19 protein-coding genes and 1 riboswitch are annotated in these 24,689 nt (G+C 59.2%); of the genes, 12 read left to right on the top strand and 7 right to left on the bottom strand.

Annotated elements, in window-relative coordinates; translation table 11 throughout:
* The 6 genes from ACI5FR_RS27995 to ACI5FR_RS27970 form a co-directional block, all read left to right on the top strand.
* Positions 1-1,248, top strand: a 1,248-nt coding sequence (locus tag ACI5FR_RS27995) for a sensor histidine kinase (protein WP_405460655.1), incomplete at its 5' end; no start/stop codon positions are given.
* Entirely contained in the window at positions 1,245-2,831 is a 1,587-nt protein-coding gene (locus ACI5FR_RS27990) for a response regulator (protein WP_405460653.1), read from the top strand. The genes ACI5FR_RS27995 and ACI5FR_RS27990, both read left to right, overlap by 4 nt.
* Before the next feature lie 91 nt (positions 2,832-2,922).
* On the top strand, positions 2,923-4,251 hold the full coding sequence (locus ACI5FR_RS27985; RefSeq protein ID WP_405460651.1) for an extracellular solute-binding protein: 1,329 nt from the start codon (positions 2,923-2,925) through the stop codon (positions 4,249-4,251).
* A 150-nt stretch (positions 4,252-4,401) separates the two neighbouring features.
* The gene (locus ACI5FR_RS27980; protein WP_405460649.1) at positions 4,402-5,277 is read left to right on the top strand and encodes a carbohydrate ABC transporter permease; all 876 of its coding nucleotides are present in this window, start codon (positions 4,402-4,404) and stop codon (positions 5,275-5,277) included.
* An 18-nt stretch (positions 5,278-5,295) separates the two neighbouring features.
* The gene (locus tag ACI5FR_RS27975; RefSeq protein ID WP_405460647.1) at positions 5,296-6,174 is read left to right on the top strand and encodes a carbohydrate ABC transporter permease; all 879 of its coding nucleotides are present in this window, start codon (positions 5,296-5,298) and stop codon (positions 6,172-6,174) included.
* A 382-nt stretch (positions 6,175-6,556) separates the two neighbouring features.
* On the top strand, positions 6,557-7,672 hold the full coding sequence (locus ACI5FR_RS27970) for a Gfo/Idh/MocA family protein (RefSeq protein WP_405460646.1): 1,116 nt from the start codon (positions 6,557-6,559) through the stop codon (positions 7,670-7,672).
* A gap of 282 nt (positions 7,673-7,954) precedes the next feature.
* Here ACI5FR_RS27970 and ACI5FR_RS27965 read toward each other — a convergent pair whose 3' ends face one another.
* The 7 genes from ACI5FR_RS27965 to ACI5FR_RS27935 form a co-directional block, all read right to left on the bottom strand.
* Positions 7,955-11,683, bottom strand: a complete 3,729-nt coding sequence (locus ACI5FR_RS27965; protein WP_405460645.1) for a heparinase II/III domain-containing protein — start codon at positions 11,681-11,683, stop codon at positions 7,955-7,957.
* Between the two features lie 192 nt (positions 11,684-11,875).
* Positions 11,876-12,283: a DUF6855 family protein gene (locus tag ACI5FR_RS27960; RefSeq protein WP_405460643.1), complete on the bottom strand. Its 408-nt coding sequence runs from the start codon at positions 12,281-12,283 to the stop codon at positions 11,876-11,878.
* A gap of 61 nt (positions 12,284-12,344) precedes the next feature.
* Positions 12,345-13,058, bottom strand: a complete 714-nt coding sequence (locus ACI5FR_RS27955; protein WP_405460641.1) for an alpha/beta fold hydrolase — start codon at positions 13,056-13,058, stop codon at positions 12,345-12,347.
* A gap of 86 nt (positions 13,059-13,144) precedes the next feature.
* The gene (locus ACI5FR_RS27950; RefSeq protein ID WP_405460639.1) at positions 13,145-14,518 is read right to left on the bottom strand and encodes an NTP transferase domain-containing protein; all 1,374 of its coding nucleotides are present in this window, start codon (positions 14,516-14,518) and stop codon (positions 13,145-13,147) included.
* Between the two features lie 270 nt (positions 14,519-14,788).
* Positions 14,789-15,331, bottom strand: coding sequence for a VUT family protein (locus tag ACI5FR_RS27945; RefSeq protein WP_405460637.1), 543 nt, complete (start codon positions 15,329-15,331; stop codon positions 14,789-14,791).
* Between the two features lie 15 nt (positions 15,332-15,346).
* Entirely contained in the window at positions 15,347-15,868 is a 522-nt protein-coding gene (queF, locus tag ACI5FR_RS27940; RefSeq protein WP_405460635.1) for a preQ(1) synthase, read from the bottom strand.
* 141 nt (positions 15,869-16,009) lie between these two features.
* A riboswitch (PreQ1 riboswitch) is annotated at positions 16,010-16,053 on the bottom strand.
* Between the two features lie 89 nt (positions 16,054-16,142).
* Positions 16,143-16,982: a helix-turn-helix domain-containing protein gene (locus ACI5FR_RS27935; RefSeq protein ID WP_405460634.1), complete on the bottom strand. Its 840-nt coding sequence runs from the start codon at positions 16,980-16,982 to the stop codon at positions 16,143-16,145.
* A 134-nt stretch (positions 16,983-17,116) separates the two neighbouring features.
* Between ACI5FR_RS27935 and ACI5FR_RS27930 the strand changes: the two genes are divergently transcribed.
* The 6 genes from ACI5FR_RS27930 to ACI5FR_RS27905 all read left to right on the top strand — a co-directional run bounded on the left by ACI5FR_RS27930 (position 17,117) and on the right by ACI5FR_RS27905 (position 24,672).
* The gene (locus tag ACI5FR_RS27930; protein WP_405460632.1) at positions 17,117-17,890 is read left to right on the top strand and encodes a phytanoyl-CoA dioxygenase family protein; all 774 of its coding nucleotides are present in this window, start codon (positions 17,117-17,119) and stop codon (positions 17,888-17,890) included.
* Positions 17,891-18,008: 118 nt separating this feature from the next.
* On the top strand, positions 18,009-19,529 hold the full coding sequence (locus tag ACI5FR_RS27925) for a sensor histidine kinase (RefSeq protein ID WP_405460630.1): 1,521 nt from the start codon (positions 18,009-18,011) through the stop codon (positions 19,527-19,529).
* On the top strand, positions 19,507-20,199 hold the full coding sequence (locus tag ACI5FR_RS27920; RefSeq protein WP_405460628.1) for a response regulator transcription factor: 693 nt from the start codon (positions 19,507-19,509) through the stop codon (positions 20,197-20,199). Before ACI5FR_RS27925 ends, ACI5FR_RS27920 begins: the two co-directional genes overlap by 23 nt.
* Before the next feature lie 124 nt (positions 20,200-20,323).
* Positions 20,324-21,844 (top strand): S-layer homology domain-containing protein, encoded by a 1,521-nt coding sequence (locus ACI5FR_RS27915; RefSeq protein ID WP_405460626.1) that lies wholly within the window; start codon positions 20,324-20,326, stop codon positions 21,842-21,844.
* 14 nt (positions 21,845-21,858) lie between these two features.
* Positions 21,859-22,584 carry an ankyrin repeat domain-containing protein gene (locus tag ACI5FR_RS27910; protein WP_405460624.1) on the top strand — a complete coding sequence of 242 codons (726 nt, stop codon included), beginning with the start codon at positions 21,859-21,861 and terminating at the stop codon, positions 22,582-22,584.
* Positions 22,585-22,755: 171 nt separating this feature from the next.
* Positions 22,756-24,672, top strand: a complete 1,917-nt coding sequence (locus ACI5FR_RS27905; RefSeq protein ID WP_405460622.1) for a heparinase II/III domain-containing protein — start codon at positions 22,756-22,758, stop codon at positions 24,670-24,672.
* The last annotated feature ends 17 nt before the right edge of the window (positions 24,673-24,689 follow it).

Below are 24,689 nucleotides of genomic sequence, written 5' to 3'. Positions count from 1 at the left end.
AGCCTCGACCAGCAGGAGCTCGGGCGGTTCCTTCAGGAAGCCGGCTGGGAGCCGCGAGGCCAAGTGCTGCTGCTGGACAAGGACGAGCGCATCATCACCGGCGGGAACCCGAGCTGGGTAAATCGTTCGCTCTCCGACCTGTATCCAGGGATGGAACCTATGGATGAGGCGACCGGCATCATGACTTACGGCAGCGGCCAGGAACGGCAGACGATTCTGTACAATACGATCCCGAATCTGGGCTGGAAGCTCGTCGGCTTCATTCCGACCCGCGTCTATACCGCACAGAATACGTACGTGTTGACGCTGACCGCCATCGCGACCGGCGTCGCGATCGTGCTGGCTATCGGGCTTATCCTGTATATTCTGCAGCGGTTGACAAAGCCTCTCACGAAGCTCACGCAATACATGAAGGATTTGAATCCGGACGACACGATTCCGACCATTACCGTGCGCAGCTCGGACGAGGTCGGGTTGCTCGTTCATAGCTACAACAAGCTGAGCGACCGGATCGAGCGGCTCAAGGATCAGGTGCAGCTGAACGAAGCGAAGAAGAAGGAAGCCGACATCCAGGCGCTGCAGGCACAGATCAACCCGCACTTCCTGTACAACACGCTGTCGTCGATCCACTGGATCGCGCTCATGAACAAGGAGAAGCAAATCGCCGAGATGGTCGGCGCACTGAGCGACTTCCTCCGCTTCAGCCTAAACAAGGGCGAGGAATATTGCCCGGTGCAGCAGGAAATCGCCCACGTGCAGAACTATGTGCACATTCAGTCCATGCGGTTCCCGGATCAGTTCGATGTGGAGTTCTATATCGATCCGGAGATGCTGCCGAAGACGATGCTGAAGCTGCTGCTCCAGCCGCTGATCGAGAATAGCCTGATTCACGGCATTCAAAAACGCAAAGAGCGGGGCACCGTCTTCGTCCACGGCGAGCTGCTGCCGGAAGCGATGCGGTTCACGGTGGAGGACACGGGTGTCGGCATCGAACCCGCCAAGCTGCAGGACATCCGTCGCCGGCTGTCCGCTCCGGTTAACCTGGATCCAGCCGAGCCGGGCGGCGGACTCACACGGCTGACCGGGCCGAACAAGGCAAGCAGCTACGGATTGCTAAATGTGCACCGACGGCTGCAGCTGCACTATGGTCCTTCGTCCGGCCTTACGATCGACAGCGAGGTCGGCAAAGGCACGATCATCTCATTCAGCATTCCGCTGATCCATCCACGGGGGGAGAGAGACGCATGAAACTGTTAATCGTCGACGACGAAGTCATCATCCGCAACGGACTTTGCACGGTAATCGACTGGAAGGAGCTTGGTCTCGACCTGCTCCCTCCTGCCTCGTCGGCCGAGGAAGCATTGGAGCGCATCCCGGTGGAGAAGCCGCACATCATTCTCACCGATATCCGTATGCCCGGCCTGGACGGGATCGAGCTCGCGCGCGAGGTGAAGGAGCTGCTGCCGGACACGGAGGTCGTCATCTTGACCGGATACGACGATTTCGCCTATGCGCAGCAGGCGCTCCGCGAGGGCGTAACCGACTATTTGCTGAAGACGAGCCGTCCCGAGGAGATCATCAAGGCTGCGATGAAGGCGAAGCAGAACATTCTGGAGAAGTGGGAGCTGTCCCGGCAGGACACGCTGCAGCAGGCCGCTCTGCGCAAGCAGCTGCTCGAGAAGCTGCTGACAGTCGGACTCGGCGGCGACGCCGAGGCACTGGAGCGCATCCGCCGCTGGTTCCGTCAAGCGAAGGTCGACTTGAGCGTGGAGGGCGTTGATACCGAGGCGACTGCGTTCCAGGTGATGCTGCTGTCCGCCTCCGGTTGGGGTGAGAAACCGTTCGCCCAGCTGCTGCAAGGCGCCGCCGAGAACATCGTCCAGGAGCTGCTGCCTTGCGTCACGCAGCTGCAGGACGATCGCGTGCTCGTCGTGCTGCGCCCCGAGCCTGGGCGGACCGATCGCGCGAGCCTGCAGCTGGCGCTGCAGCGTGTGGAGCGGACGCTGAAGTGCAGCGTCTTCGCCGCGCTCGGACGGATCGCGAGCGGCTATGAGGAGCTGCGGCTGTCCCATCAGGAGGCGCTCGACGTGTACAGCTACAAAGGGCTGGTCGGTTCCAGCGGGCGAAATTTGCTCACCGTGGACGACCTGCGCGACCGCACCGGCAGCCGCACCGTCTGCACCGAGAAGGAAGAGGCCGAGCTCGCCGCCATCCTCATGAGCCACAACGCCACCGAGCTGCGCCATTGGGTGATCCAGACCGTCCGTGCGCAGCTGGACGATCCCGCGGCTACGCCCGCTACCTTGCAGCGGTTCCTGCATTCGCTCGTCCTGGCCGGCTACCGCTGGCTCGAGCGAAGCGCCGAAGGTCAAGACGCCGGGCATGCCGACGCGACTTCGCCCGAAGGCAGCTTCGCGCTGGACGACCGTCCGGAGGACGAGGTGTTCAAGCGGCTGTCCGCGATCATGACCGCTTTCCATCAGACGATCCATCAGAGCCGGTTCGCCTATATCCGCAAGGCGATCGCCTATATCAAGGACAACCTCGACCAGAGCTTATCGCTGCAGCAAGTGGCGCGCTACGTGCATTTGAACCCGAACCATTTCAGCGAAGTGTTCAAGCGCGAAACCGGGCAAACTTATCTAGAATTCGTCACCCAAGAGCGGATGCGCCGGGCGGCCGATCTGCTGAGCGGCACCCCGAGCAAGGTGAGCGAAGTGGCGAAGCGTGTGGGTTACGAGGATATCAAATATTTCACCCAACAGTTCAAAAAGTTCTCCGGCCGCACTCCCTCCGAATTCCGGGAAGCCGCCCGAAAACCTGAACAATGACCCCCCGCGCTCCGAAGTTTCTCCCGTACCTCTTCCGAGCAAGGCCCCCTATACTGAAGAGGCAACATCAACAATAGGAGGTCAGCCCTAGATGAAAAAAACATGGCTTATGGCACTCGTCTTCGTTCTTGTCCTGACCATTGTCGGCTGCGGCGCGAAGGAATCCGCGGATTCCACGACCGGATCCGGCATAGGCGCGAAGGCGCCTGAGAAAGTGAAGCTCAGCTTATGGCACAACTACACCGGCGACGATCTTCGGGCCAAAACGATGCGCGAAACGATCGACACCTTCAAGAAAAATAACCCGAACATCGAGTTGGACGTGCAAGCGATTCCACCAGACGGGTACAAAGCTCGATTGAAAACGGTAGCCGCAGCGAACGAAATGCCCGACTTGTTCGTGATGTGGCCGGGCGCGATGACGAAGGAATTCGTCAGCGGCGACCTGATCCAGCCGATCAACAGTCTGCTCGACAGCAAGCCGGAGTGGAAGAACGGCTTCTTGCCAAACTCGTTCAGCGAATTCACGATCGACGGCAAGACGTACAGCGCTCCGATGGCTTTGTCTCCGACGTCCCTGCTCTTCTACAGCAAGACGCTGTTCGACAAATACAACGTGCAGCCGCCCAAGACTTGGGATGACCTGCTGAAGCTGGTAGACACGTTCAAAAAAGAAAAGGTTACCCCGATCGCCCTGGGCAACAAAGCGGCGTGGGTGGCGCAATCTAGCATCCTGAGCTCCTTGGCGGATCGTGTTACCGGAACGGACTGGTTCCTGAAAGCCGTGGACGGCAACGGCGCGAAGTTCACGGATCCGGAATTCGTGCAAGCTCTGACTTACCTGCAGCAGCTCAGCAAGGCCGGCGCGTTCCAAGAAGGCTTCAACAGCATCGACAACACGCAGATGGAGCAAATGTTCGCGCAAGGCAAAGCGGCCATGATGATCGACGGCGGCTGGGCGCTCACGAATTTGGCGGCCAATGCTTCCAAGGAAGCGCTTGACGGCATGCGGGTGACGGTTCTCCCTTCCGTTCCCGGCGGCAAAGGCGATCCGAACTCGTTGTCCGGCGTAGTCGGCACGGGGCTCGGGCTGAGCAAAAAAGTGGATGGCGCCCGCAAAGACGCCGCCTACCAGCTGATCTATGCGATGGCTAGCCCGGAAGTGCAGAAGAAGACGCTGGAAGGCAACCAGCTCGTCAGCTACAAGGTCGACTTGGATCCTTCGAAAGTAACGTCGATTTTCGCGGAAGTTTACAAACTGCTCGGCACGGTGAAGATGACTCCCGTGTATGACGGCCGCCTCAGCTCGGCTGCGGCAGACGTCGTGAACAACGGGCTGCAGGAGCTGCTCATGGGCGGCAAGCCGGAAGACATCGCGAAGAAGATTCAAGATTCCCATAGCAAAGCGATCGGCAAATAATACTAGCAGCACCGCGATTCCAGTCTTCTTCTCGGGGGCTGGAATCCTCTCTTATTCCCCACAAAGTGAAGTGATGCTCTGTAGCTTATTCCAGGGCAGAGCCCCTTTGTGGGTCCCCAGAAACATTTTGTCGCAACAAGGAGGATTCCCATGACCAAGACCGCACGCCTAAGAAGCTTCCTGACCATCGGACTGACTCCGGCGCTCCTGCTCTATGTCTTCTTCGTCATCGTGCCCATCTTCTGGTCCGCTTACTACGGCTTCTTCGACTGGAAGGGGATCGGGGCGGCGAAGTTCATCGGGCTGGACAACTATAAGGAGGTGCTGCAGGATTCGATTTTCTGGGGCGCCTTCAAGAACAACATGCTCGTCGTCGCCGCCTCCGTCTTCGGCCAAGTGCCGATCGCGATGATCCTGGCGCTGCTGCTCACCCGCACCTCGTGGTTCCAGCGCGCGGTCCGGGCGTCCGTGTTCATGCCGATGGTCCTGTCGTCGGTCGTGGTCGGGATCATCTGGGGCTACATCTACCACCCGCAGATCGGGATCCTGAACTTCGTGCTCGATACCGTCGGCCTCGATATGCTGAAGAAGGCTTGGCTGTCCGATCCGAGCGTCTCCATGTACGCGCTGATGGTGCCGATTATCTGGAACTATATCGGGCCTTATCTGATTATTTTTATCGCCGCCCTGCAAAATATTTCACCCGAAATCAACGATGCCGCCCTCATCGACGGGGTAAAGCCGGTGCGCAAGCTGTTCACGATCACGCTCCCGATGATCTGGGATACGATCAAGGTCGTCATCGTGCTCTGCATCTCCGGCAGCCTGAAGGCGTTCGACCTGATCTACGTGATGACGGGAGGCGGCCCGGCGCACAGCACCGAGCTGCTCGCCTCCTATATGTACAACAGCACGTTCAACGTGTACCGGTTTGGGTACGGCAGCGCGGTGTCGACCGCGATCATCATCCTCAGTCTGATACTCATCGCCGGCAGCCAATTTCTCATGAAACGAGACTACCGTTAGGAAAGGAGCCGATCGACAATGGCCCATTCACTTTCACAAAAAAGAACGGCCCTTGCCCCCGGCGCCGTCTCTGCCAAGGTTAGCTGGAAACGGGGATTGATCAACGTGCTGCTGGCGCTGTATGCCCTCGTCACCCTGTACCCGCTGTTCTGGCTACTCACCAGCGCATTCAAGTCCAACGACGAATTCGATTCACATCCGTTCTCGCTGCCGCAGGTGTGGCATTGGGAGAATCTCTCCCGTGCCTGGGAGGTGTCCAAGATGGGCACCTCGCTGATCAACTCGACAATCGTAACGATCGGCGCCATGATCCTCACGCTGCTGCTGGGCGCACTAGCCGCGTACGTGCTCGCCCGTTTCGAGTTTCGGCTCAAGGCGTTCTTCATGGGTCTGTTCCTTCTCGGCATGCTCATCCCGATCCACAGTACCCTTGTGCCGCTGTTCATCATGCTGAAGAAAGTCTCGCTCCTCGATACGTACTGGGCGCTCATCCTGCCCTATACCGCTTTCGAGCTGCCGCTCGCGATTTTCGTGATCGCCGCCTATATGACTTCGGTGCCGAAGGAAGTCGAGGAAGCCGCGCTGATCGACGGCACCGGCTACTGGGGCATCTTCTTCCGCATGATGCTGCCGCTCAGCCTCCCGGCGCTGTCCACGGTCGCGATCCTGGCGTTCCTGCGGTTCTGGAACGACTTTGCCTTCTCGCTTATCTTCATCAGCAAGCCGGCGCTGAAGACGGTGCCGCTCAGCCTATCTGTGTTCGCCACGGGCTACTCGACCGACTACAAGCTGACGATGGCGGCCATGACGATCGCCGTCATTCCGACCATCGTCGTGTTCCTGATGTTCCAGGAGCAGATTATGAAAGGCATGACAGCCGGAGCGGTGAAAGGGTAATTCTAGCCGGCAGGTACCGACAGCTTGTGAGCCGATAAGCCTTACTCCAAGAGGAGTATGGCTTATTTTGTTGTCAAAGGGTTGTTCTTCATGGTTTGCATATGTAGTTAGATTTTGCCTAATTGCGCGTGCATGGCGTTGGGTGGTTGCGCCTATAGTTCGATTTTGACGAATTGGAGCATGTATTTCGAACACGCATCTTGTAAACCCGGGCTCTAAGTAGCCAAAATCAAATTGCAGGTCTCAATCCCGAGTTGTTCCCTCTCCAGTTAGGCAAAATCGAATTGCACGGGTCCGAGGCCTTACACGAACAAGCTCCGTTGACGATCCCTTCCCTCACATGGTAGATTGCAGGAAAGGAATGCCATTGTAGGAGGGCCCCATGACGCAACCCATTCGATTAGGCATGATCGGAAGCGGCCACGTGAGCAACCGGTACTTCGAGCAGGCCGCCCGGCTGGACGGCGTACGGTTCGTGGCGACATGCGCGCGGAGCCTGGATTCTGCCCGGCTGAAGGCCGAGCAGGTCGGCGTCCCGCGCTGGTACGACGACTACCGCGTCATGATGGACGCGGAAGAGCTCGACGGCGTCGTCGTGGCGACGCCGCATTCCGTGCACGCCGAGCCGGCGCTGGCGGCGTTCGAGCGCGGGCTGCACGTGATGAACGAGAAGCCGATGGCGACCTCGTTCGAGGAGTGCCGCCGCATGGTCGAGCAGGCCGAAGCGGCGGGTGTCGTCTTCATGAGCTTGCCGTATGACATGCACCCGTCGCTGCTCACCGCCGCCTCGTACGTGGACGAGCGCTACCTCGGCAAAATTACCGGGGCCGAATCCCAGCTGTCCCTACCCGGCCCCTGGCGGGACAACTGGTACTACGACCGGTCCGTCTCCCACGGCGGCGCCGTGCTCGATTGCCTCGTGTACGCGGTCAGTAGGCTCGTCGCCCTGCTAGGCCCGGCCGTCAGCGTCATGGCCGAGGCCGGCACGCTCATCCCGCGGCGCATCGTCGGCGACGGCAAGCGCGTGTTGAGCGACGTGGACGACAATGTCACCGTCCTCCTCGGGTTCGCCGGCGGACAGCAAGCCGTGCTTCGCACGCTATGGGGGTTGTCGTTCAAACTGAACAACACCTTGATCTACGGCCGCAAGGGGACGCTGGCCTGGAACGACAGCGGCTTCCCGGTCGTGCTCCACTCCCCGGGGCAGCCGATTCCCGGCGCCGAGCCGGTGAGATGGCGGGGACTCGCCGACTGCTACGCCCCCACCGCCCAGCTCGCCTCGGCTCAGCAGGAGAGCCCGATCGCGCACTTCGTGCGCTGCATGCGAAGCGGCGTGCAGCCCGTGCAATCCGCCCGGCAGCAGCTGCACGTGCACGAAATTATGTTCGCCGCCTATCGGTCGGCGGAGACCGGCAAGCGCGTGGCGCTCACGACGACGTTCGTGCACGGAGACAAGCTGGATCCCGCGATCTTCGATACGAAGAGCGGGTATATTTAACCGGTTAATCGAGACCGCTACAGTATTAAAAGAAAATTTTTCATTTATTTCCCCGAATCCCGCTTCTTCCGATCAAATAAAGGAAAAACTTTCATCTATTGGTGGAAAGCGCAATGGATTTTGAGCTTTTTAAGCGATTAGATGACAAAAGATCATCTATTTCCCTGCCGGGCCGCTCCAACCAAAGAATAGATGATCTTTTTTCATCTATTTACGCCGACACCTACTCAACAAAAACTCCAACACCCACAAGGGATGTTGGAGTTTTTCTACATAGAATCCTTACCGCACGTTCACATTCCCGATACGGAACGTGTTAGGGCCTTGCCACCCGACGAACGGATACGAGGTCATCCGCGAGGTCCCGTCGGCCAGCACGTCCCAGCCCGGATCGCTGCCCGCGAGCACGATCCACGTCTTCCCGCCCTCCTGGCGGATGTCGCCGATCGTGTACCCGTGCGTCTTGCCATCCGGATGGTCGACGACGACCGTACGCCCGATCAGCTCGGCCGGCACCGCCGCCGTTGTCACTAGGGCGTCCACGGGGTCGCCTTCGACTTTGCGCAGCACGTCTGTGACCGTGCCCTGCACGACGCCGGCGCCGGTGACGGAATCCGCGCCCTTGCGGAGCAGCGTCCCTTCAGACAGCAGCATCTTCGTCACCGCCCCGTCCACGAGGCGGATCAGGCCGTACTTGCCGTTGAGCTCCATATCGCCGACCTTCATCGTCCGGGTCGGGTCCGCGGCGCTGAGCACGATATCCGTCGTGTTGCCGTAGCGGATGCGGAGCGCCACGTCGCCCGGCGCACCTTGATCCGGCGTCAGCTTCTCGATCGACTCGATCTTCGGCCCCGCTCCTTTATACGGCTCCATCACGTTTGTGAACGCGTTCGTCAGATTGCTTCCGCTCGAGCGCACGACCATTTTGGGCATCCAATATTTTACTGCTTCGGTATTGATGTCCTTCGACGTGCCGAACAACCGGGTCGCCCTGAGCGATGGCGCCTTGCCGATGAACATTTCATTGGTCCCGGTGCCGTCGATGAACCCATGGATCGCGAGCTTTGCCTGCTCCGTACCGTTCTCTTCCGTCTCCAGCGTCAAGCTGTAGGCGTCGCTAGGAAGATCCGCCCGCGACACATCCTGCACGAACATGTAGGCGTAATATTCACCGCCCGCCGAGCCGGTCTCGTTCTCCGACTTCGGCATCGTCACGGGCGTCCCCGGCGGCAGCAGGTATTCTCCGTACGGCTGCAGCGGCAGATCAGACGTGAAGCGGCCGTCCCGGTTCGCATCCCCGCCGAGTGTATACTCATGCCGGTTCCCGCCGGTAACGCGGAACACATCGACCACATAGCCGTCGCTCGCATCCGCCGTATCGTCGAAGCCAATCGACCAAGCCTCGCGATTGTACGCATCCGTGACCGGATAGGCGGTGTCCTGACTCGCCCGGACGATCTGCACGCCATCGCTCGAAGGCAGGAAGGACTGAATCTGCCCGCCATGCTTACCATCACCGGCCGTGCTCATGTCCTTCCCGTCCACGACGACCGTGTTGTGAGCGAGCGACGAGACGGTCCAGGCTCGGAAGAACGTGTGCGTGTAGCCGAGATCCGGCAGCAGCTCCTGGCCTTTGGCGAACAAGGTCAGGTTCAGCGGATCATAGTGATTGTGCCCGTATTTCGGCACGAAGTTAAGATAAACCTGCGACTGATTCGTACCAGACCCTTGCGCGAGCCGGGTGATACCCGAGCCGGGAAGCACATACGAGCCGAGTCCGGTGAGCGGTGCCGCCGTTTTCTCGTTCGCCCACGTATCCATGACCGGCACATAGCTGCCGTTCGGATAGGCCACGACATCCTTCATGATCATCGCATTCTTGAGCGCTGGGTAAGTGCCCGCCATATCGAGCCCGTCAATCCGCTGCCCGCTGCGCGGAGAGACGTACCCGGCCGGGTCGGTCCAGCCCTTCGCTTCGTTCATGCTTTGAAGCAGCCCGTTGGTCGACTGATTGTGGTACGACACGGTCACTTCCTTCCAGAATCCGTCGGACAGGAAGTTGTTCGCGGCGAAATCCTGCATCAGCTCCACCGCTTCATGCATGTAGGACGGCTGCCCGGATGCCCTCGCCATCCGCACGAGGCCGAGCCAAGTCGTATATTCCATATTGTGATTCAGAATCGGGAACGAGCGGACGTAGTCGAACGACGGCTCGAATACTTGCTCGACAAGCCTCTTTTCCACATCATACCCCAGCTCCTGGCTCAACAGCTCGAAGGCGTTCGTCTTGCGCACATCGCGGTAAGCGTTGATCAGATAGCTCATATTCGTCATCTCGCCGGTGTACCAGCGGTACCAGACGCCGCCCCAATAGTGATACGGAGCGCCGCCCGTAAGCGGGTAGTTCGTCCAGTAGTAGTCGTTCGTCGGCATGTAGCCGGCATAGACGTCCGCCCACCGGCTCAAGAGGCGCGCTGCGCCCAGCGGATCGGTCGCCGCCAGCTTCGCGGTCTCCCGGAGTGCATAGTCCTTTTGGAAATATTCCACATGTGAAGTAAAGAAATACCGCAGTCCCTCGCTGTCTTCGTAATATGGATAGTCGACTTCCTGGCCGAGCCTGTTCGTGGCGGTCAGATGCTTCGTCTCCGGATAAGCCGGGTTCGGATAGACGGTCCCCGTCGACTTGGACACGATCTGATCCGGTTTGTCGGCGCTCCAATTGTACAATTGATAAGGACGCAGCGTCGGATCTTCGGGCAAGCCGGTGAAAATAAACCCGGTCCGCTCGGGGATGAGGTCCATCAGACGCTGCACCTGCTCGGAAGCGGGCGACGGCGTCACCGGCTGCTTCTCACCTGTCGGGATCGTCTCCACTGCGAGCCGGTCTCCCGCGGCGAGGAGCGCATCCCGGTCGAAGCTCAGTTCGAAGTAATTATAGGCGCCGTTGCTTTGGCGGAACCCGGCTACGAGCCGGTAGAGTCCGCGGAGCATCGGCTTAGGATGGGTGAAGGTGACGGCCGTCTCCCCGTTCAGCTTCTCGATGGTCGGCGCCTCCAGCTGGGCCGTCACGCCATCCGGCGAAATCCAATACAGATGGAGCTCCGTCCCGGCATGAATGGCGTTCCCTTGCATGCGGAACTGCTTTGTCTGAGTGTCCTTGTAGAGGAGCCTCGCGCCCTCCGGGTGCCAGGCTTCCGTCCGACTTCCGCTCACGCCCTCCAGCTGAGGCGTTCCCGAGAAGTAGAGCGGTGCGAGCCGTCCCTGGTTCAGCACATGCGCCACCAAGGCGTAGCTGTCTGCCCCCTGATCGCTGATGTAGGAGCTGCGGATCGGCACCCACGAGCTGAACGGCTCGGAGTTGATCCCATAGTAGCGCACGGCATTGAACAGCAACCGGTCGCCGGGAGCCACCGCCTCGATGCCGAGCGATCGGATCGGGATGCGTGCTTCCATCGTCCATGCCCCGCTGCCCGGCAAGACCTTCACTTCGGCGCCGGCCAACTCCGTAACGGCCCCGCCCCAATCCGTCTTCACCGGACGGCCGCCCGACACGATCGGGACTGCCAGCCGGTATACCGCATCCGTCGCGCTGCCCGGCTCGAGCAGCAGCTCGACCCGCTCCGTCTCCGGCGTGCCGCCGCCCGGGGCCGCATAGCCCTTCAGAGCCACGTAGAGATTGTCCCGGTCGTACATCAGCGAGAGCTCCGTATCGGCTTCTACGGGAGCATTGTCATACATCGACACGAACCCGTCCGCATGGAAAGCCGTCTGCCACAGCGGCTCCAGGACGCCGTCCACGGTCGGCCCCGCTTGTCCTTGCGGGACGACCGCCCAACGATCCGCGTAGCTCTGCACTTCCGCTGCCGGCTCCTGTGATCCGGTCAGGCCGGACACTCCCCCTCCGGTCCCGGATCCCGCATCGCCGTAAGCGGCTCCTGCCGCGCTCTGCAGCAGCACGGCTCCCATCAGGAAGCCTACGGCTGCTCCTCGCCACTTTCCTCTTCTCCGCACCGTCAATCCACCTCCAACTGTTTCGACCGCAGCAAGGTGTAAGGGCTTTCATAGTAGTGAGTTTAGATTCCGCTGCCGCATCGTAGTTCCAGAGTATCATAATTACAAGTTAATTACATCATACGATAGTAATAGATCCGTCGACAAAAAAAGAGAAGGAACCGCAGTTCCTTCCCCTAATCTCTACTTATCTCAAATCGCCCGCATCCGATTGTTGCGCGGATGGTGCTCAACCTCCGCCAGCCCCAGCGCCTCCATGAGCGGCGGGATATACATGCCGAACCGGCCGCGAAATCCTTTCTTCAGTCCGTACCAGCCTCCGACCGGGTTGTCCGCGGACCGGCCCCAGGCTTCGACCGTGCCCTCCTTGGCCGGCTTCTGCTCATCGGCGCTGCCCAGCTCCATCCAGTCCCCGTGCGCCTTCAGCATCGCATGCAGATCGTCGAGGCAGCGGTAATCATAATGCAGGACCGTTTTGCCTACCACACAGACCAGAATCGGCTTGCCGTCCTTCTCGTCCCGGTACATCTCATATTCGGCCGTTAACGGCGGCGTCTTCAGCTTCCAAGGGCTCTCTTTGGTTCCAAGCTCCGTCGACATGATTTGCATAGGCTCCTTTACTGATTGCGTATCGGGTTCCTTTTTATGGGTCTCGGTCCCATCATACCACATGGCCCTCAACGGAGGCCATGAACTTGTCCAGCACGCCCCGCAGTTCATCGGGCCGACTGAGCATAGGCAAGTGCCCGCTGTCCAGCACCTCCGTGAATCGGGCGTCCAAGGCGTCCCGCATCTGGGCCTGCTGCCCGGTGTTCATTTCGCGGTCCTGCGACAGCTGCACGTACAGCTTCGGCACGGCCGGGAGGGGCGCATCCGTCCGATCCGTGTACACACGGATCGACTCGGGCACGAACGCCCGCACCACATCGTCCGTCTGCGCCTGGGTCAAGTCGTGGCACAGCCCCTGGCGAATGGCCGGCTCCGGCGGCTTCGTGCCAATCAGACGCAGCAGCGCTCCCATCAGCAGCCGCTTCGCGAGCGGCAACGTCGAGAGGAACGACCCGCCCCGGCTCGGGATCACCGCGCCTACCGCGGCGAAGCCGACAACCCGGCTCCCCAGCGCCTCGGCCAGCTTCAGCGCCAGCACGCCGCCCAGGGAATGCGCGACGAGCACGACCCGCTCGATGTCCCAGGCGTCAACCTGCAATTTCATGTGAGCTACATAGTCGTTCAGCGTCAGCCCTCTCCGCTCCGGCGGATGCTCCAGCAACAAGCACGGATTGTCCAGCCCGGCAATGACGCCGGACCATATGGAAGGGGTCAAGCCCGCTCCGTGTATAAAGACGAACCCGATCTCATCCGTAGTTTTAGTCATTTCATAGCGCCTCCTAATTATTTCTGAGTAGGCCCAGTATACAGCGAATCCCCTGACAACCGCTGTCAGGGGATTTTATGCTTAAGCTACCACCCATATTGCTCCGGTCCCCATTCCCTGCGAACCAGCTCCTGCTTCTGATAGATCGACGTCCGATTCGGCAAGTCTTCCTCCACGATGACCCCAGCCCCGACAATGCTGTAGATGCCTACCTTGCAGCCGGGCATCAGAATTGCGTTGACGCCGGTCCTCGCATAATCGCCCATATAGCTGGCGTTCGCATGCTCTCGCGGGTATTCGCGACGTCCTTTCACCCTATGCATCGTATAGCGGTCGTCATACCGAAGCGTCCCGCACACCGTAGCCGCCCCAAGGTCGGTATGGCTTCCGATTATGCCGTAAAACTCCAAATAATGCGACAAATGAACAACATCCATAATCATACCGGAAATTTCCGCACAATGCGTTACGATGCATTTATGGCCAATAACGGATCCCGCCGACACCTGGCAATAATTGCCTATGTACGTATGGTCCCCAATCATATTGTTTCCACCCAGAATGGCCCCGTTCTCAATGGTCGTATGATCGCCTACGATGACGTTCCCTTTGATCACCACGTTGCGTCCGATGATGCTGCCCTTCCCCAACTTCACAAAGCCATCGATAGCTGCACTGGGATGGATCGAAGCTCCTTCCCCGAGGATATGATCGGTCAAGCGGTCGCATTGGAGTTTCGCTACCCTCTGGTTTGCCGTAAGAATATGCCAGGGCTTATCCAGATCCAGGAACAGGCCCTTCGCTTCAACTGCCGGTACAACGTTTCCCTCTTGGAGATAATCCGCAACCGACATTTCCAGAAATCCTTCCAAAGGCGGCATCGTCCCAACCTGAACATGGGTGAATAATCCAGAATTCGTCTCCACATAGGGCCAGAACGTATCGGCGAACGCGAATGCGCAAAAACGGTGCGTGAACGGCCTGCGGGGATGTCCCATGATCTGATCCAGCTTGTCCTCCGACAATGTGCAGCAGATCCAATCCTGGGGCAGCTCTTCCTTCAGCGGATCCACCAGCGCAAGCGCTTCATATGGACCGGCTTCGAAACGCGCGATCATTCGTTCCACATCCGCCCCGTCCAGCAAGGTGTCCCCATAAAGCACCAGGAAGGCGGAATCCTGAACTAACGGTTTGGCGGAAAGCAGCGAAAAGGCCGTCCCTTTGTCCGGCTGCGTTTGCACGACCTTTACGTGCGTATCCTTCCGAAAGCAATGACGGATTTGCTCCGCTTTACTGCCGCCTACAATGATGATATTTTCAAATCCCAGTCCCTCTAAAAGCTCGACCTGGTGCCATACGATCGGACGATTGGCAACCGGTATCATGGCTTTGGGGCGAACCTCGGCAAAGGGCCACATCTTGGTGCCGGATCCTGCCGCTAAAATAATGGCGGTCTTCATGAAAACTCCTTTCGCGATCAAAAGTTATATGTACCTGTTTGTTACTTGTATTGTAGGGCGTGCATTTTTAGGCTGTCAACGAAAACAAGCAAACCAAGCGTCAAAAGAAAAAAGACCGTCGCCAGGAATAAATGTGGCAGCGGTCTTTTAAGGCCCACGAAGGGACCCGTAATCGATCCTTGTTCAACGTGTTTCGGCGCAAACGAGTCAAAACCTGTTAGGGAACTAAGCTTAATAGTAAGTTTTGCCTAACAAGATAGACGGACGGGGTTACCCTTGCAGCGTCCGCCGTCCAACCGGCAGCACCTGCACCACGCCGGAGCCGAGCAGCTGCATGACCGTCTTCACGACGATCTGTCCGATAATCGCGTAGCCGACCATGTCCCAGGGGAGGAAGCCCGCTCCGAGCGGCGACAGGCCGATGATGACGAATATGACGCTGTCGAGCGCGCCGCCGACGATGCCGCTGTACAGCACCTTCATCGACATGGGCAGCTTCAGCCGCGTATAGATCTCGGTATCGGTCGTCTCCGAGAACAGGAACGTGATCGCGGAAGCGAACGTAATCCACAGCGTGTCGCCCAGCGCGGACGAGGTAATCGCCGAGAGCACCATGGCCGCTCCGATCACGAAATACGTGTTCCGGCGGCCGATCGCGTTCTGCACGAGGTCGCGCAGGATGAACGTCGCTCCGATGAGGAACGAGCCGACCGGCACGATGAAGTTGCCCCAGACGAGCGGGTCGCTGCTCGCGGTGAGCACATTGGCCAGGGAAATGCTGAGCAGGTAGCACACAATCCATACACTTTTCATAATCCGAACGCCTCCTTAACGGTTATCCACTTTTTCAGGATAGAGATCATGGTTCAGCAGACGATGCTCCGCCATCCGCTCATACTTCGTCCCGGGCTGCCCCCAGTTGCAATAGGGGTCGATCGAGATGCCTCCGCGCGGGGTGAACTTGCCCCACACTTCGATGTACTTCGGCTGCATCAGCTCGATCAGGTCGTTCATGATGATGTTCATGCAGTCCTCGTGGAAATCCCCATGGTTGCGGAAGCTGAACAAGTACAGCTTGAGCGACTTGCTCTCCACCATCCGCACGTCGGGGATGTACGAGATGTAGATCGTGGCGAAATCCGGCTGCCCCGTCATCGGGCACAGGCTGGTGAACTCCGGGCAATTGAACTTGACGAAATAGTCGCGCCCCGGATGCTTGTTGTCGAACGCTTCGAGCACCTCCGGCGCGTAGTGGAACGGATACTTCGTGCCCTGGTTGCCGAGCAGCGTAATGTCCTTCAGCTCCTCCGCGCTCCTGCCCGCGTGGCTGGCCCCTGATTCTGGCTTCATAAAAAAAATCTCCTCTCGTTTTCGCATCGGCCCCGCGGACCTTGGCAAAAAGAAGAATGAGATTTCGGAAATGTCCTACGCAAACAGCACGAATAAATACACACTCCGCAGGCGAAGACACGAAAAAATAGCCGCGGGTGCTTGTCGTTAGTTTTTTATAGAGGGAGTTTCCGAACCTCTCCCGGAGCGGGCTCCGGATTTTCTTCTTCAATTGGCGTACCCCCGAAGCATAGCACAGCTCGCGCCCGCTGACAATGCCCTACGTTTTCCATGACTAGTCTGATTCGCCCTTATGCAATCTGCGGAACCGGCCGGGAGGCATACCGGCAACCTTGCGAAACAAATTCTGAAAATGCGTCGCGCTGGCATAACCGATCCGTTCGGCAATCTGCTCTAAGGTTTCGTCGGTGGTAACGAGCAAATGCTTGGCCACTTCCATCCTATATTCAATCAAATACTGAATCGGCGTACGGCCCGTTTCCTTTTTGAACAGCCGGCATAAGTGGTACGGGCTTGTGTAGACGGCATCCGCCAATTCCGGCAGGGTGAGTTCCTTCCCATAATGCTTCTGAATGTAAGTTTTGGCGACGACGGCGATCGTAGAAGGGGCATTTCGAAGGGAGGGGCGGGATTGGGAATGCCTCATGATCCGAACGATATCTACGAGCAGCGAGCCGAGTGCATAATTGGCGGCACTGCCCGATTCCGGTTCCCCGCTGTGGAACTCGCGGATGATTCTCGTCAGATGCTCGTCCACCCGGTAAAACTCCTCGTGAAATTGCACCACTGCCGTCTCATCAGCTCCCGTTACATGATTGGACGGCAGATCCCCGATGCGCACGCCCCGAAACGCAAAATAAACCGCGTCAAACTCCTGTTCGCGATTCGAATGCTCCTCGTGCCACACGCCTTCGTTGTACACCAACATGCTGCGCGGCCCAACTTGATATTCCTGTCCGCCGATCACGAACCGGCCGTAGCCGTCCCGAATAAACAGCAGCTCCGTGAAATCGTCGTGCAGATGCAGCTCGAATTCGAACGGCTCACCCGGCTTCAGACGGAAGATTCCGGCATGCAGCAATTGAGGGATTTCGTTCGGTCGAAGCCATTCCATCCCTTTCGCCTCCTCGGGCACTTCGAGCAAGATCGCATAGGAATTGATCAATTTCTATCATACCGGATGCATCCTCTTCCTGCCTATAATGAATTTAAATCAAACAAAAATGAAATATTAGGAGGACTGTCGTGATGGGAAGCGAGATTAGCAATATTCAAGAGGCGCTTGCCGCGTTGGGCGTAACCGATACTACTTTAACCCAGGAGCAAAAGCAGTTTCTCGATGAGCACGGGTACCTTTTTTTGCCGGACGTTATGGATGCTGCTTGGTTGGAAGCCCTACGTGACAAATATGAGCACTTGATGGTCAAGGAGGGCGCTTCCGCAGGTACGGAGGTGCATCAGGAAAAAGGGACGCGCCGGCTGGCCGACTTGGTTAATAAGGGGGATATTTTCGATCGGATGTATACCCATCCCCAGGTGCTCGCGGCCGTGTATCACGTGCTGAACCGGGAGTTCAAGCTCTCCTCGCTGAATGCGCGCGACGCCATACCCGGAGAAGGCCGCCAGCCGTTGCATGCCGATTGGGGCAAACATCCTAAGGGAACTCCGTTCCATGTGGTCAACAGCCTTTGGATGATCGACGATTTCACCCCGGACAATGGCGCCACTCGAATCGTCCCCGGATCCCATCATCTGGACGGCGGTGTAAGCGATTATATGGCGGATCCGGCGGATGCTCATCCCGACGAAATGTTGGCGGTGGCTCCGGCCGGAACCGTGGTTGTGTTCAACGCGCATACCTGGCACGGGGGGACGATGAACCGGTCGAAACGAACGCGCCGCGCTTGCCACTGCTACTACACGGCACGCGAGCATGGACAGCAGCTGAACCAAAGAGAGTATATCCGCAAAGCGACTTACGATCGCATCAGCCCGGCGGCCCGATATATTCTCGATGTTTGAGCCGGACAGGAATCGCCTTCTTGCAGACAGCTCGCAACCTGCTATAATGGGGTCAACGTTTGCCGGATTCGCAGTCTGCGCATAATAGCTTCGAAATCGGCCCGGGGAGGTGGAAGCGATGTCGATCCGCATCAAACTGCTGTTGTCCTATACCGCAATGCTGCTCATCAGCCTGCTGATGTTCGTAATCGCTTCCGGCCTGTACACGGTGGCGTCGACCGGAGAGCTGCACAGCTTGAAAGATTTTTATAAAGGCCATTACCGGTTGAACCCGCTCACCGCCACTCAGGAATCGATTTATTTCGAGCTGAAATATATCGCCAAGTCCGAGCCTGACACCCTGCTGAATGACAAGCTGCTGATGGACTACGAGTACAAGCTTCGGACGGAGAAGGCCGGCCTGCTCGTTCGCCGGGAAAGCAATACCGTGTTCGAGTCGTACACCTTCGACCAGCCTCAGTTGAAGGACGCGCTTCCGCCGTATGAGCTGAACAACAATCAGATTCGCAATACGTTCAATATCGGAGAGCGCTTCTATGGGTACGCCAAATTCGATTTCAAATATACCGACGGCGCCCGGGGCAGCATCTTCGTCATCCGGGAGCGCAGTCCGTTCGCCGAGCTGACGCGCCGGCTGCTGCCGATTCTCTCCGTTCTGCTGCTGGGTGTCGTGATCGTAGCCAATGTGCTGCTGTACAGGTGGATTACACGCAGTGTGGTCAAACCGCTCAATAGGCTGCGGGGCTCGGCGGAGCGGATCAAGGAAGGCGACTTGCAGTTCAGGCTCGACCTGAATACGAAGGATGAGATCGGCCAGCTGAACGAGGCGTTCGAGAGCATGCGGCAGCGGCTACAGGAGTCCGTGCAGCTGCGCTTGCAGGATGAAGAGAACCGGAAGGCGCTCCTGTCGAACATCTCGCATGATCTGAAAACGCCGATTACGAACATCAAAGGGTATGTCGAAGGCATTCGGGACGGAGTGGCGAATACGCCGGAGAAGCTAGAGCAATATGTGGACATCATTTATTCCAAGGCCGTGGCGATGGACAAGCTGGTGGACGAGCTGTTCCTGTACGCGAAGCTGGATCTGAAGCAATTCCCGTTCACGTTCGAGCATGTGGACATCGTCCGATTCCTGGACGATTGCATGGAGGAGCTGCGCTACGAGCTGGAAGCGAAGGGCGCGTCCATCGCCTGGATGCTGCGGCCGGAGCCGGGCATTGAAGTGATTGCCGATCTTAGCCAGTTGAAGCGCATCGTGCTTAATATCGTCGGGAACGCGATGAAATATTCGGATAAGGAAGTTCCTCGTATCCAGCTCGCTCTACATGTGAAGCCGGATGCGGTTACCGTAGAGATCCGGGATAACGGCAGCGGCATCCCGCCGGAGGCGATCCCGCATATCTTCGAGCGGTTCTACCGGGCGGAGCCGTCCCGGAATTCGGCCACCGGAGGCAGCGGACTCGGGCTCGCCATTGCCAAGCAAATCATCGAAGGGCACGGGGGCCGCATTTGGGCCACCAGCGAACCCGGGCTCGGCACGAGCCTGTACTTCACGCTGAAGCGCGCCCAGCCGCGTTCGGTGACCCAGAATGAAGAAGGAGGCTCCGATACGGATGACACGCATCCTCATCATTGAAGACGAGACGACTATTGCCCAGTTGGAGCGTGACTATTTCGAGCTGAACGGGTTCTCGGTCGACCTGTGCCACACCGGCAGCGAAGGGCTGAAGCTCGCGTTGCAACGGGACTACAGCCTGGTGATCGTCGATTTGCAGCTCCCCGGCTTGGACGGGTACGAGCTGTGCCGCCGGCTGCGCGAGGCGAAGGAAGTGCCGATCCTGATCGTCTCGGCCAAGAATGAAGAGATCGACAAGATCCGGGCGTTCAACCTGGGCGCGGACGATTATATCACCAAGCCATTCAGCCCTAGCGAGCTGGTGGCGCGGGCGAAGGCCCACTTGGCCCGCTACGAACGGCTCCTCGCGAAGAAGGAGCCGAAGGCCTCGGAAGAGATCCGCATTCGCGGCCTGCGGATCGACCGCGCGTCGCGGCGCGTGTACGTACGCGATCGAGAGGTGGCATTTACGACCAGGGAGTTCGATTTGCTGGAATTTCTATCGACCCACCCGAATCGCGTCTTCAGCAAGGAGGAGCTGTTCGAGCGCATCTGGGGCCTCGACTCGAATGGCGATATCGCCACCGTCACCGTTCATATCCGCAAGCTCCGCGAGAAGCTGGAGGCCGACCCGTCGAACCCGCAGTACATCGAGACGCTGTGGGGAGCGGGGTATCGGTTTACCGTTTGAGTTTATATTCTTTTTAGAGCCGGTTTATATTTTGTTAAGAAGTCGTTTCGAGCCTGTTTAGAATGATCCTCTATCATTCTTGTTGTAGACCCGATCCACAACAATCCATGAGGAGGAACTCACAATGAACAAGCGTTTGAAAACATTAACCGCGGTAATGGCCGCTTCCTTGATCGGAACCGCCTCTCTCCCCTTTACGATACCAAGTGTGCACGCGGCTGCTCCTGCTGCAGCCTCGATCTCGGCCACGCCGAGCCCATCCGCAGCCTCCCTGTTGCAAGAGCTGGAAGCGGCGATGAAAGATTTGCTCGGGATGGGGATCGTCCACGGCTATGAAGACCAGTCGCTGCGCGCCTTCAATCGTATTACCCGCGCCGAGCTGGCGAAGATGGTCGTGAAGACGTTCGACTTGGATGGCAAAGTGCAAACTCCGCCTAGCCTGAGTGATGTGAGCGCGGATGCCTGGTATGCCGACTATGCGTCCGAAGTCGTCGGCCTGGGGATTATGGCCGCGCCGAGCGGTCAGTTCAACCCGAACGGAACGGTGACGGACGATGAGCTCGTGCAGATCGTTGCGAAAGCGCTGGGGCGCGACGTATTGTCGGTGAAGTCCTGGCTGGACCGCCACTTCTCGGTGAGCGACAACGCCTCCCGCGGAGAAGCGGCTTACCTGCTGCGTACCGCGCACAAGGCGATTCCGTCCGAGCAGGCGAAGATCAAAAGTGTAACGGCGCTGAACGCCATTACGCTGATCGTCACCTTCGACAAGCCGCTGACAGCGGCGAACGAAGCGTTCGACAAGGCGAAGGCCGACTTCGTGTTCAATGACGGGCTGTCGCTGACGAACATGCCGCGACTGAAGACCGGCTCGATCGCCACCTATATCGTACCGACTTCCGTTCAGAAAGCGGGCACCGACTATAAGCTCACATATAAAGGCGAGCGCGCCGGCTCCTTCATAGGCAGCGGAACTAAGCTCGAGATGACGAAGGCGACGCAAGTGACGAACGATACGTTCGAGCTGGAGTCGCTCAAGGCGAACGGCGTCGTCGACTACGGCTACGTGATCTCCGCTTACAGCGCGGGTCGCGGCTCGAACGCCTTCATCCTCGACGAACGCAATCAGGCGGACGGCCGCGAGTATCAGGTCATCTCGTCCATGCAAGCGAGATCGGTGACGATCGCTGCGGAGGGCGGACAGCCGATCGTGGCCCGCTATGTGCCGTTCACCCAGTCGACCGATGGCCGTCAAGAGCCGAAGTTCCGTCTGCCTGAAGGTACGGTACTGACGCCTGGCGTGAAATATACCGTCACTTCGGACTGGGCGAACATCGCGAACGCTTCGTTCGTAGCGGCTTCAGTCGCTCCGCTCGAAGTGGTAAAGGCTGAGGCGACGAGCGAGACTTCGATCAACGTGACTCTTGCCCAAGACCCGGGCGACGAGCTGTTCTCCGGCCGCAGCGTGCTGCTGACCGCCCCGAATGGCGATAAGCTGACCGCAACGTACAAATACTCGAGCCGCAAAGGCGCGGTAGGCGTGTTCGATCTGCCGGCCAACACGAAGCTGTCTGCGGGCACGACGTATACGGCCACTCCGGTAGGCGCCTGGGCTACGGCAGGACAAGTGGCCTTCACTACGAATTAAGCGAGCTGATTCCTATGAACCGCTCTATCTACGGTCTCGTATTCGCCCTCGCCATTGCATTAACAGTCGCCTTGGCGGGTTGCGACTCGAGTCCCTCCTCGCCGACGCCGGGCGTACACCTTGCGCCCAGCCCGTCGCAAGCCGAGTTGAATGAGCAGCTGCTCGCAGCCGCGGAGCAAGGGAACCTCGAGCAGCTCTCGAAGCTTCTCTCCGCCGGGGCGGATATCAACGCCACCGACCGGTCCGGCCGAACTTCGGCGATGATCGCTGTGCATACGAACCGGCTGGCTGTCTTCAACCTGCTGGTGGAGAAAGGCGCGAACATCAACATCCGCGATCATCGATCGGACAATCCGCTGCTGTACGCCGGCGCCGAAGGCAAGATGGAGTTCCTCCAGGCGGCAATCGCGGCGGGCGCGGACACGAAGCTCACGAACCGGTTCGGCGGCACGGCGCTGATCCCGGCTGCCGATCGGGGGCATGTGGATATCGTGCGGGAGCTGCTGACGACGTCTGACGTCAACGTTAACCACGTGAACAATCTTGGCTGGACCGCGCTGTTGGAAGCGATCCTGCTCGGCGACGGCGGCAAGGACCATCAAGCGATCGTGAAGCTGCTGATCGAGCATGGCGCGGACGTCAACCTGGCCGATGCCGACGGCGTCACGCCGCTCGCCCACGCCAAGACGCGCGGCTATCGCGAGATGGCGGCCCTGCTGGCGCAGGCCGGGGGGCAATAGCCAAAATAACCGAAATAGCCGACACCCCTGACCCGACCGAATCTACGGTCGGGTTTCGCGTTTGTTAGGGCCCCTCCAAAAACCTAATATTTTAGCAAATCTACAGGATAGTATCCTCGTGTGAATGAAACTAGAATAGGGGGAAATGGACAGGAAAGGAGCCCTTCCCTCATGCAGACGAAACGTCAGCAACTGGTGCAAGACTGGCAAGCGATTCATGATAAAATCCGACAATACCCTTGGGCCGCTCACATTCTGGACACCGTCCGTACGGACACGGATTGGTGGGTCCGGCATTACGCGGACGATGCCGCGTACATCGCGGGCTGGGGCCACAACTACTTTTGCCTCCACTGCTCCTCCGCCCTCGTCTTCGATCCGGCCAAGCCGGAGGAGCACCGCTGCAGCCGATGCGGCATCGAACGCCGGGACGCGGACACGGACGAAGCTTGGCGGTACAGCTACCGCACCCGGGCGAGCGTCCAGGTGTTTCATGCGGCCGTGCTGTACAACCTGACCGGCGACGCCGAATACATGCAGTTCATCCGGCGGGTGCTAACGTTCTTTGCCGATCACTTGGACGCGTTCCGAGTCCGGGTACCCGCAGGCTTCGAGGGACGGTTCAGCGGCACGAACTTGACCGACGCCGTCTCCATCTGCTGGCTGCTGAACGGCATGGAGCTGGTGAAGGAGCAGTTCGCCGCCGAAGAGCTGAGCCGCTACAAAACCGACTTTTTCCTGCCGATGGCCGAGTTCCTGCACCGCAAGCCTGGCGGCACACCGAACATCAGCTGCTGGATGAAATCCGCCCTCGGCATGATCGGCCTGTTCTTCGACGAGCGGGACTGGTGCCGCCTCGCGGCCGACGGCGAGGAGGGGATCACGCGCTGGCTGAACGAGGGGCTCCTCCCGAGCGGCTTCTGGTACGAGAGCTCGTTCCACTATCACTTCTACTGCGCGGAGGGCCTCACGTATTACGCGGCCTTCTGCGGCTTATACGGCTACGATCAGGCCGGCTTCACCGATGCGATTCGGCGGATGTACCGTTATCCGGTGCCCTATGCGTTCCCGAACGGCCTGTTCCCGAGTCCGAACGACGGCTGGCCGATGCTCGGCTTCGCCAACTATGCGCATCAGTACGAGTGGATTCGCAACGTATTCGACGAGCCGCTCTACCGCTATGCCTTGGCTCAATGCTACGAGGATCCGGACGAGGCGGGGCATCCGGGCGACCGCAGTACGACGAGCGGCGGCTTGCCCCGGCTCCTGTTCGGCACCGACTGGCGCGGCGAGCTGGAACGCGCCGAGCGCGAGCACCCGGGGGCGGTGCGCCCAGTGCGGGAATCGCGGCACGACGATCACATCCACTACGCTCTGCTGCAGAATGAGCAGGCCAGCGTCTTCCTGAAATACGGCTTCGTCATCCGCGAACATTCGCACGCCGATATTATGAACTTCGAGCTGTTCCTAGGGGACGGGCTCGTCTCCCGCGACATCTCGAACAGCGGCTACGGCTCCGACCTGTTCCGCGAGTGGCAGCGGAAGTCGATCGCGCACAATACGGTCATGCTCGACCGGCACAATCAGCCAAACCGGCCGCATGGGCGCCTGCTGGAGTTCCGTGCCGCCGACAACCTGTGCCGGGTAGCGGCAGACGACGTCTATCCCGGCTGGACATTCACCCGCAGCCTCCAGCTGCTGCCGGATCGGCTGCTGGACGAATTCGTCGTCGCGCCTGCCGTACAAGCCGATGCCCGCGCCGATGCCCCTACGCATACATTCGACTGGTTCTTCCACGCCTCCGGCGAGATAGACACCCGATTGCCGATGCGGCCGGCCGAGCCGCCGGGAGAAGCCGACGGCTATTCGTATATGCAGCAGGTCGCCTGCTGCGAAACGGACGACGACTGGGAGATCAGCTGGGTGCTCCCGGGCAAGCGGGTGACGCTCGCCATGGAGGGCCGCCCCGGCACGGTTGTCTACGTCTTCCAAGGGCCTGAGCACCGCGCCGATCTCCTGCGCTGGGGCGTGATGGTCCGCCGTACCGGAGCTGACGCCGTCTATCAGGCGGAGTACCGGTTCGATTAATGCAGATCGGGCCCCAA

This window comes from Paenibacillus sp. HJGM_3, from assembly GCF_045062745.1.
GTDB lineage: Bacteria > Bacillota > Bacilli > Paenibacillales > NBRC-103111 > Paenibacillus_AA.
This window is presented reverse-complemented; position numbering and strand designations above follow the sequence as displayed.